Here is a 7,708-nt window from a genome sequence, read left to right on the forward strand (position 1 = left end):
CATGCGTGAAGCAGCACTCGTCGGGTCCGGCGCCGCCCTCGGCGCCGTGGCCCGTTTTCTCTTGTCCGCCCTCCTCCCCGGCGCCGCCATCCTCCTCGCAATCAACATCATGGGCTCGGCGCTCATGGGCTACTTCAAGCCCGCACCGTTTTGGGGCACGGGCGTGCTGGGCGGATTCACGTCATTTGCGACGTTCGCGTTCCTCACCGGCGAGATGAGCCCGGCACGTGCCGCCGCGTATGTCGCGGCCACGCTCGTGGGCTGCGTGGGCGCCTATCTACTGGGAAGCAGGGCGCGCGCATGATTGTCAGCATCCTCGCCGTCGCCGCCGGCGGCTTCCTCGGCGGCGCAGGCCGCTACGGCCTGACCCGCGTGCTCCCCTCCCCCGTGTGCACCTTCGTGGCCAATATGCTCGGCGCCCTCGCCTTGGGGCTCACCGTCGGCTTCTTCCGCGAGCACGCCTGGCTTGCCGATGCCTCCTCCCCCGCCTATGCCTTCCTCGCCGTCGGCTTCGCCGGAGGCCTCTCAACTTGGTCGACGCTCGCACGTGAGCTCGGCGACATGCTTGCATCCAAGCAGTACCGGAGGCTCCTCACCTACGCGTTCTTCACGCTCGCCGTGGGACTCGTGACCGCCTGGCGCGGCACCATCTGGGCCACGCGCATTGTGCAGGGCTGGTAATTACTTCCAGTCGACGGTGACGTCGTAGTCCCCCGCGCCGGCCGCGCCCAGCGTGGCCTTGACCTGCGAGACGAGCAGATCCTCGGCGCGCTTCTCCGCGCGGTCGAGCAGGCCGGCCTTGACAGCCTCTTTCTGTCCGTCGTCTTCGCGGCCCTTCATGAACTCAGAGACGTCGCCCACCTGCACCTGGTTGAACGGGTTGATGGACTGGTCATACTGCTCAACGCTGCTCTGATCAATAGTCGAGGAGAGTACCTCCACCTTCGGCGCCGTGACCTTCACGGTGTGCGCGTCCTCATCGACGTCGAATTCCACTGCCTCCATGTCCTTGATGCCCGCCTTCACCGCGCCGCGGTACGTCACGATGAAAGACTTTCCCGTCCACGGCACATCGACGCCGAGGAGATGCATCTTTTCTCCGTCGTACTTGCCAATCGAGCTGTAGCTGTAATCCTCGACCGCGAACTCCGCGACCTCTTCAAAGGAGGACTTGAGCGTCTCGCCCGTCACCTGGGCGCGCCCTGCGCGGTCCATGACGATAAACGCCACGAGTCCTGCCACGGCGAGGGCAAGGATGATGACGGCGGCCCAGGCGCGACGGCGCACCGGAGAATACGTTGACATAAAACCTTCGTTTCAGGAAATAGAGAAAGCGCCCTGCCCCCTCGACTGGGGACAGGGCGCTTAATTTTACATCACTGTGTCCGGTTACAAAGACCCTCGGCGCGGTTGCTACCCGGACGTTTCCTACGGCGCCGCTTCTGCGCTTGTCTACGCTGCTTCTGCGGGGCTTCTATGCTGCTCTATTCTGCGATGGCATCGAGCGGCGGCGTCTTCGCCGCACGGCCCGCCGGCCACAGCGCAGCGATAACGCCCACGAGGCCGGAGCCCACGAGCATGAGCGCAATCATGCCCCACGGAATGGTCATCGCGTCAAGCCCCTGGCTGGCGAGCACCTTGAGGAAGGCCCAGCCCAGGCCCAGGCCGATGACCACACCGCTCAGCGCACCGTAGAACGCGATCTGGACAGCCTCGAGGATGATCATCGTGCGAATCTGGCCGCGCTGCGATCCCACAGCGCGCAGCATGCCAATCTCTTGGCGGCGCTCGATAACTCCCAGCGTGAGCGTGTTGACGATGCCCAGGATGGCGATGATGACCGCAAGCGCCAACAGTCCGTAAAGGATGGAGAGCATCTGGTCGATCATCGTCGCCGCCTGGCCCGCATAATCCTCACCGGACATGACCTGCACGACGACCAGGTCCTTGACGGACTCCTCGAGGTCGCTGCGTAACGTCTCCAGGGCCTCCGGCGACTGATCCTCGCCGCGCACGCCCACGACGTTGACGGTGCGAGCCGCTGCCGGCACCGCCTCGGAGACGACGACCATGTTCTGCACGATCTGGCTCTTATCGAAGGTGCCCTTGAGCTCGACCTGTCCGATTTCCTTGGCCGGCTTGCCCGCCACTGCAGCCGCCGGGTCTGCCTCCGCGAGCGGGTACGACTCGCCGACCTTCCAACCGTTCTTCTGCGCGAAGTCCGTGGACGCGATGAAGCCATCGCCCTCGAAGTCCGCCGTGCCCTCGGCCATCTCAAATTTGATCATGTCCGCGGGCTTGCCGTCGAGCATCATCGACTGCGTGTACTGCGGGCCGTAGTTAAGCGAGGCCTGGCCATCAACGGTGACCGGTGCCATGGAGAGCGAAATGACCTCCTCGACGCCGGGGGTATCGGCAGCACGCTGGCCTGTCTCCGTCGGCGTGGGGAAGTTTCCAGACTGCGGCCCGGAGAGCAGGTAGTCCGCCGTAATGTTATTTTCAACTGTGTCCGAGACCGAGGACTTCATCGTCGCGCCGAGCATGCCAATCGCCGTGACGAGCGCGACGCCGAGCATGAGCGCGAACGCCGTGGCCGCCGTGCGACGCGGGTTACGCTTCGAGTTCGTCGCCGCAAGACGGCCCACAGCGCCACACGGCGCGCCCACAACGCGGCCCAGCGGCGGGACGATAAACAGCGAGATCGCCGGCGAAGCCAGGAAGAAGCCCACGATGATCGCGAGCGCGGCGCCACCGATAAGGCTCGCGCGCACACCCGTTCCAGCATCCGATGCCATTCCCCACGCGGCCAGCGCGACACCGATGAGGATGAGCGGCACACCGATCCACGTGCGCACGGTGAGCGGCTGGCTCGTGGATGCCTCGGAGGAACGCATGGCCTCCACCGGCTGCACCGCGCCCGCACGCTGTGCCGGCGCCCACGCGGAGACGACCGTGACGATGGTGCCCAGGATGATAGGCACAACAATCGCGCTCGCGGACAGGCCCAGCGAGGAGCCCATCTCCATGCCCTGCGCATTCATCACGGCCTTGATAATCGCCACGAGCCCCATGCCCGCGACGACGCCCACCGCGGAGCCGATAAGGCCCACGATGACGGATTCAAAGATGACCGAGCGCGTGACCTGACCCCGCGAGGCGCCCAGCGCGCGCAGCAGCGCGAATTCCTTCGTACGCTGCGCGACGATCATCGAGAACGTATTCGCGATGATGAACGTACCCACGAGCAACGCGATGAGACCGAACGCGATGAGAAAGTAGTTGATGAACTTCAGGGCCGAAGCCATCGTCTCTGTGGCTTCTTCCGCGAGCTTCGCACCTGACTCGGCGCTCATGCCCAGGTCCTGTGGGCCGCCCTCGCCATATTCGGCGTTAATGTGCTCGACAAGCTGGTCCGCCGTCGTGCCTTCGGCCGCGGCCACGGCGAGCGTCGACGCGTTGCCGTAGACTTCCGTGAACGCGTCCTCGGCCATCATGAGCGTGAGCGACGAACCTGTGGCGCCTCCCTTGCCTTCCGGCGTGACGAGACCCGCGACCTTCACTTCGTCGCGGTGGTCCGGGTGCACGACGAGCAGCTGGTCGCCGACCGCAATGCCATACTTGTCTGCGGCATCGCTAGTGACAACGACCTCGCCCTTGCCCTGCGGCTCGGCGCCCTCGGTCACCTCGTAGGCCTGGCCCACGACCTTATCGGCCGGGTAGTACGGCACGAGCGAGGACGTCCCGCCGCCCGTCTGGAAGGCGACGGCATCCGAGTTCGCTACGACGACCGTCTGATTCGACTTGAGATTGACGCGCTCTACGTGCGGGTCCTTCTCCAGCGTCTCGATCGTCTTCCCGTTGAAGCCCTCGCCGTTGACCGCCGCGTCCACGTCGTCGTACGTCGACGACACCGCCTCATCGAACGTGTCCGAGAGCGTATTGGTGAACATGAACGAACCCGCGATAAACGCCGTGCCGAGCACGACCGCGAGCAGTGTGAGAGCCAGGCGCAGCTTATGCGCCAGGATGTTGCGCAACGAGACCGTGCGCATGGTGTTTTTTCTAGCCATAGAGAATCTAGCCCTCGATTTCCGCCATCACGGCGTGGATGGCTTCCATGGTCGGATTCTGGATTTCGTTGACCAACCGGCCGTCCGCCAAGAAGATGACGCGATCCGCGTAGCTCGCCGCCTTCGCGTCGTGCGTAACGATGACGACGGTCTGGTTATCCTCGTCCACCGCGTGGCGCAGGATGGAGAGCACCTCCGCCGAGGAGTTCGAGTCCAGGTTGCCCGTCGGCTCATCGCCAAAGATGATCTCCGGACGCGAGACGAGAGCACGCGCACACGCGACGCGCTGCTGCTGTCCACCGGAGAGCTCCGCCGGACGGTGCGTAAGGCGCTCCGCCAGGCCCAGGCGCGTGGTCACCTCATCAAACCAGGCCTTGTCGATGTCCTTGCCCGCGATATCCGTAGGCAGCGTGATGTTCTCCGCTGCCGTGAGCGTGGGCACGAGGTTGAAGGACTGAAAGATAAAGCCCAGACGATCGCGGCGCAGCGCCGTAATCTGTTTGTCGTTCAAGTGGGACATATCCGTCTCACCAATAAACGCCGAGCCGCTCGTCGCTGCATCCAAGCCCGCCATGGTGTGCATGAGCGTCGACTTGCCGGAGCCAGACGGCCCCATGATCGCGGTGAACTGGTTGCGCGCAAACTCGACGTTGACGTGGTCAAGCGCCGTCACGGCAGTCTCACCGTCGCCGTACTGCTTGAAAAGCTCCACAGCGCGGGCTGCTGCTTCGGTCATGCGGGATACTCCTCTTGTTTTAGGTTCTAGTGCCCGTACTACTCTACTGATTCCCGCCGCAGCCCTCGCCGCTACAATAAGATCCACCCTGAATTCGTGTGCTTTAAGGAGGACTACGGCCCGTGCCTCGCTCACCGCTCGCCGCCTATGACGCGGCCGCCGCACGCGCCTCTGCGCAGGTCATCGCCTCCTACTCCACGAGTTTCTCTCTCGCCGCGCACCTCCTGCGCGGCCGCGTGCGCACCGATATCCGCAATCTCTACGCCGTGGTCCGCATTGCCGATGAGCTTGTCGATGCCGCCGGCTCACAAGCTGGCCTTTCTCCCACCGAGCTCGCCGCCGCTCTCGACGCCTACGAGGCTGCCGTCCTCGCCGCCCCCAGCCAACGCTTCCACACGGATCCCGTCCTCCACGCCTACGCCGCCACCGCCCGCCACTGCGACTTCGACCCGGCGCATATCCGAGCCTTCTTCGCCTCCATGCGCCGCGATCTCACACAGACCAGCTACACCCCCGCGGACTTTGACTCCTACATCTATGGCTCCGCCGAGGTCATCGGTCTGCTCTGCCTCGACTGCTTCCTCGCCGACCACCCCGCCGCACCCAGCCGCCGCCCGGTCCTCGAGGACGGCGCCCGCCGTCTCGGCGCCGCTTTCCAGAAGGTCAACTTCCTGCGCGATCTCGCCGCAGACACGACCACCCTCGGCCGCACCTATTTCCCCATGCTCGCGGACCGCCCTCTCAACGACGCTGCGAAAAACGACATCATCGCCGATATCCGCGCGGACCTTACTGCCGCCCGCGCCGTCATCCCGGAGCTTCCCGCCTCCGCACGCCTGGGCGTCACTGCCGCGACCGACTTCTTTTCCCAGCTCACCGACGAGCTCGCCGCCACCCCCGCAGACGCCATCGCCACGACCCGGGTGCGCGTCTCCGCCCCACGCAAGGCAGCCCTCCTCGTTCGATCTTTAAGGAGCCTTCGTGTCTGACCGCGCTGACCACGTCATCGTTATTGGCGCCGGTGTCGCCGGCCTTGCCACCGCTGCCCTCCTCGTACGCGACGGCAAGCGCGTCACCGTCATCGACCAGAACGAGTCCGTGGGCGGCCGCGCCGGTTCCTTTGAGGCAGACGGCTTCCGTTGGGACACCGGCCCGTCGTGGTACCTCATGCCCGAGGCCTATGACCACTTCTTCGACCTCTGTGGCGCGCCCCGCCCGCAGCTGCGCGATATCCAGCCCGCCTACCGCGTCCTCTCTTCCTCCGAAGCCCTCGACGTCCACCCCGGCATAGACCATGTCGCAGCCCTCTTCGAGGCCATCGAGCCCGGTGCCGGCGACCGCATTCGTGCCTACCTCGCCCAGGCTTCTAAAACCTACGATATTGCGCTAGCCCACTTCCTCTACACGACATTCTCTGACCCGCGCACGTTGCTCGTCCCCGACGTCCTTTCACAACTTGGACTCCTCGCGCGCCTGCTCTCCCAGTCCCTCGCGCGCCACGCCGCGGGTTCTTTCCGCGACCCGCGCCTACGCCAAATTCTCACCTACCCCGCGGTCTTCCTCTCCTCCGAGCCTGCCGCCGCGCCGGCGCTCTACGCGCTCATGAGCCACACCGACTTGGTCCAGGGACCCAAGTACCCGGTGGGTGGCTTCCATGGCCTCGTGCAAGCCATCGCGGACACCGCCTCGGGCGCCGAGTTTCTCCTTGGCGAGCCCGTCACCGCGATTACGCACGAGGGCCGCCGCGCCACCGGCGTGATGCTCGCCGGCCGCCACATTGCCGCCGATGCCGTCGTCTCCGCCGCGGACCTCCACCACACCGAGACCGCGCTCCTGCCACCCGAACTGCGTACCTACCCTTCCTCGTACTTTGCGCGCCGCGACCCCGGACTCGGCACAGTCCTTATCTTCCTGGGCGTGCGCGGTTCTTTACCTGAACTCGCACATCACACGCTGCTCTTCAGCGAGGACTGGGACCCCGACTTCCGCGCGGTCTACCACGGTCCGGAACCCACACGTCCCCTCGACGCATCCCACTCCATATACATCTCCAAGCCCTCCGCCTCGGACGACACCGTCGCTCCCGCCGGGCACGAGAACCTCTTTGTTCTCGTGCCCGTGCCTGCCGATGCCTCCCTCGGCCACGGCGATGCCTACCACCCCCAGGCCAGCACCCGCGTCGACGCCATTGCGGACGCCGCCATCGAACAGATAGCGAGCTGGGCGCAAATCCCTGACCTCGCGGACCGCGTCGTCTCCCGTCACACGCTCGGCCCCGCCGACTTCACGGAACGCTACAACGCGTGGCACGGCGGCGCCATAGGCCCCGCCCACACGCTGCGCCAATCCGCCTTCTTCCGCGGGAAGAACGTGTCCTCGAAGCTCGAGAATCTCTACTACGCCGGTGCGACCACCGTCCCCGGCGTAGGCGTGCCGATGTGCCTCATCTCCGCCGAGAACGTCCTCAAGCGCATGCACGGCGACACCACCGCGACCCCGCTCTCCCCTGAGTTCTTCCGTCGATAGACACGCTGCGAGACACCCCACGGCAGCAGTATGTCTGCGCCGCCTAATGGTCACGCCCGCTACGTGCGTTGAAGTGTGAATGAGTCGTCTACAAACCGAAGAGTGAAGCGTCCTGGGTTTAGTTCCGCTTCTTTTACGGCCCTGTGTTGATGGGCTGGGTGAGATAGTACTCGGTTTCTACTTCCTGTGGGGTAGCGTAGTCCAAAGCTTCATGAAGCCGCTTGGTGTTCCACCAATGCACCCACCGCAAGGTGGCCAATTCGACTTCTCCGACCGACGTCCACGGGCCCCGGGCATGAATCAGTTCAGCCTTGTAGAGACCATTGACTGTTTCGGCTAGAGCATTGTCATAAGAATCGCCGACTGTTCCCACACT

8 protein-coding genes are annotated in these 7,708 nt (G+C 64.9%); 4 read left to right on the forward strand and 4 right to left on the reverse strand.

Annotated elements, in window-relative coordinates; genetic code table 11:
- The first annotated feature begins 1 nt into the window (after position 1).
- Positions 2-304, forward strand: coding sequence for a fluoride efflux transporter family protein (locus ABJ196_RS05815; protein ID WP_347305609.1), 303 nt, complete (start codon positions 2-4; stop codon positions 302-304).
- Positions 301-681, forward strand: a complete 381-nt coding sequence (locus ABJ196_RS05820; RefSeq protein ID WP_347305610.1) for a CrcB family protein — start codon at positions 301-303, stop codon at positions 679-681. The genes ABJ196_RS05815 and ABJ196_RS05820 overlap by 4 nt, the downstream gene beginning before the upstream one ends.
- Here ABJ196_RS05820 and ABJ196_RS05825 read toward each other — a convergent pair whose 3' ends face one another.
- The 3 genes from ABJ196_RS05825 to ABJ196_RS05835 all read right to left on the reverse strand — a co-directional run bounded on the left by ABJ196_RS05825 (position 682) and on the right by ABJ196_RS05835 (position 4,806).
- A complete protein-coding gene (locus tag ABJ196_RS05825; protein ID WP_347305611.1) occupies positions 682-1,305 on the reverse strand; it encodes a DUF4230 domain-containing protein in 624 nt (207 codons plus the stop codon).
- Positions 1,306-1,484: 179 nt separating this feature from the next.
- The gene (locus ABJ196_RS05830; RefSeq protein ID WP_347305612.1) at positions 1,485-4,070 is read right to left on the reverse strand and encodes an FtsX-like permease family protein; all 2,586 of its coding nucleotides are present in this window, start codon (positions 4,068-4,070) and stop codon (positions 1,485-1,487) included.
- 7 nt (positions 4,071-4,077) lie between these two features.
- The gene (locus ABJ196_RS05835; RefSeq protein ID WP_066491432.1) at positions 4,078-4,806 is read right to left on the reverse strand and encodes an ABC transporter ATP-binding protein; all 729 of its coding nucleotides are present in this window, start codon (positions 4,804-4,806) and stop codon (positions 4,078-4,080) included.
- Positions 4,807-4,928: 122 nt separating this feature from the next.
- On the opposite strand from ABJ196_RS05835, the gene ABJ196_RS05840 reads away from it, so the two are divergent.
- Both ABJ196_RS05840 and crtI read left to right on the forward strand, forming a co-directional pair.
- On the forward strand, positions 4,929-5,795 hold the full coding sequence (locus tag ABJ196_RS05840; RefSeq protein WP_347305613.1) for a squalene/phytoene synthase family protein: 867 nt from the start codon (positions 4,929-4,931) through the stop codon (positions 5,793-5,795).
- Positions 5,788-7,332 carry a phytoene desaturase family protein gene (gene crtI, locus ABJ196_RS05845; RefSeq protein ID WP_347305614.1) on the forward strand — a complete coding sequence of 515 codons (1,545 nt, stop codon included), beginning with the start codon at positions 5,788-5,790 and terminating at the stop codon, positions 7,330-7,332. The genes ABJ196_RS05840 and crtI overlap by 8 nt, the downstream gene beginning before the upstream one ends.
- A 133-nt stretch (positions 7,333-7,465) precedes the next feature.
- Here crtI and ABJ196_RS05850 read toward each other — a convergent pair.
- On the reverse strand, positions 7,466-7,708 hold a 243-nt coding region (locus tag ABJ196_RS05850; protein ID WP_347305615.1), incomplete at its 5' end, for an integrase core domain-containing protein.

The organism is Corynebacterium sp. SA-MJD20WY100 (assembly GCF_039822565.1).
Taxonomy (GTDB): domain Bacteria; phylum Actinomycetota; class Actinomycetes; order Mycobacteriales; family Mycobacteriaceae; genus Corynebacterium; species Corynebacterium phoceense_A.

Coding starts and splice junctions, on each gene's coding strand:
- ABJ196_RS05815 (WP_347305609.1), top strand. CDS start 2: ATGCGTGAAGCAGCACTCGTCGGGTCCGGCGCCGCCCTCGGCGCCGTG.
- ABJ196_RS05820 (WP_347305610.1), top strand. CDS start 301: ATGATTGTCAGCATCCTCGCCGTCGCCGCCGGCGGCTTCCTCGGCGGC.
- ABJ196_RS05825 (WP_347305611.1), bottom strand. CDS start 1,305: ATGTCAACGTATTCTCCGGTGCGCCGTCGCGCCTGGGCCGCCGTCATC.
- ABJ196_RS05830 (WP_347305612.1), bottom strand. CDS start 4,070: ATGGCTAGAAAAAACACCATGCGCACGGTCTCGTTGCGCAACATCCTG.
- ABJ196_RS05835 (WP_066491432.1), bottom strand. CDS start 4,806: ATGACCGAAGCAGCAGCCCGCGCTGTGGAGCTTTTCAAGCAGTACGGC.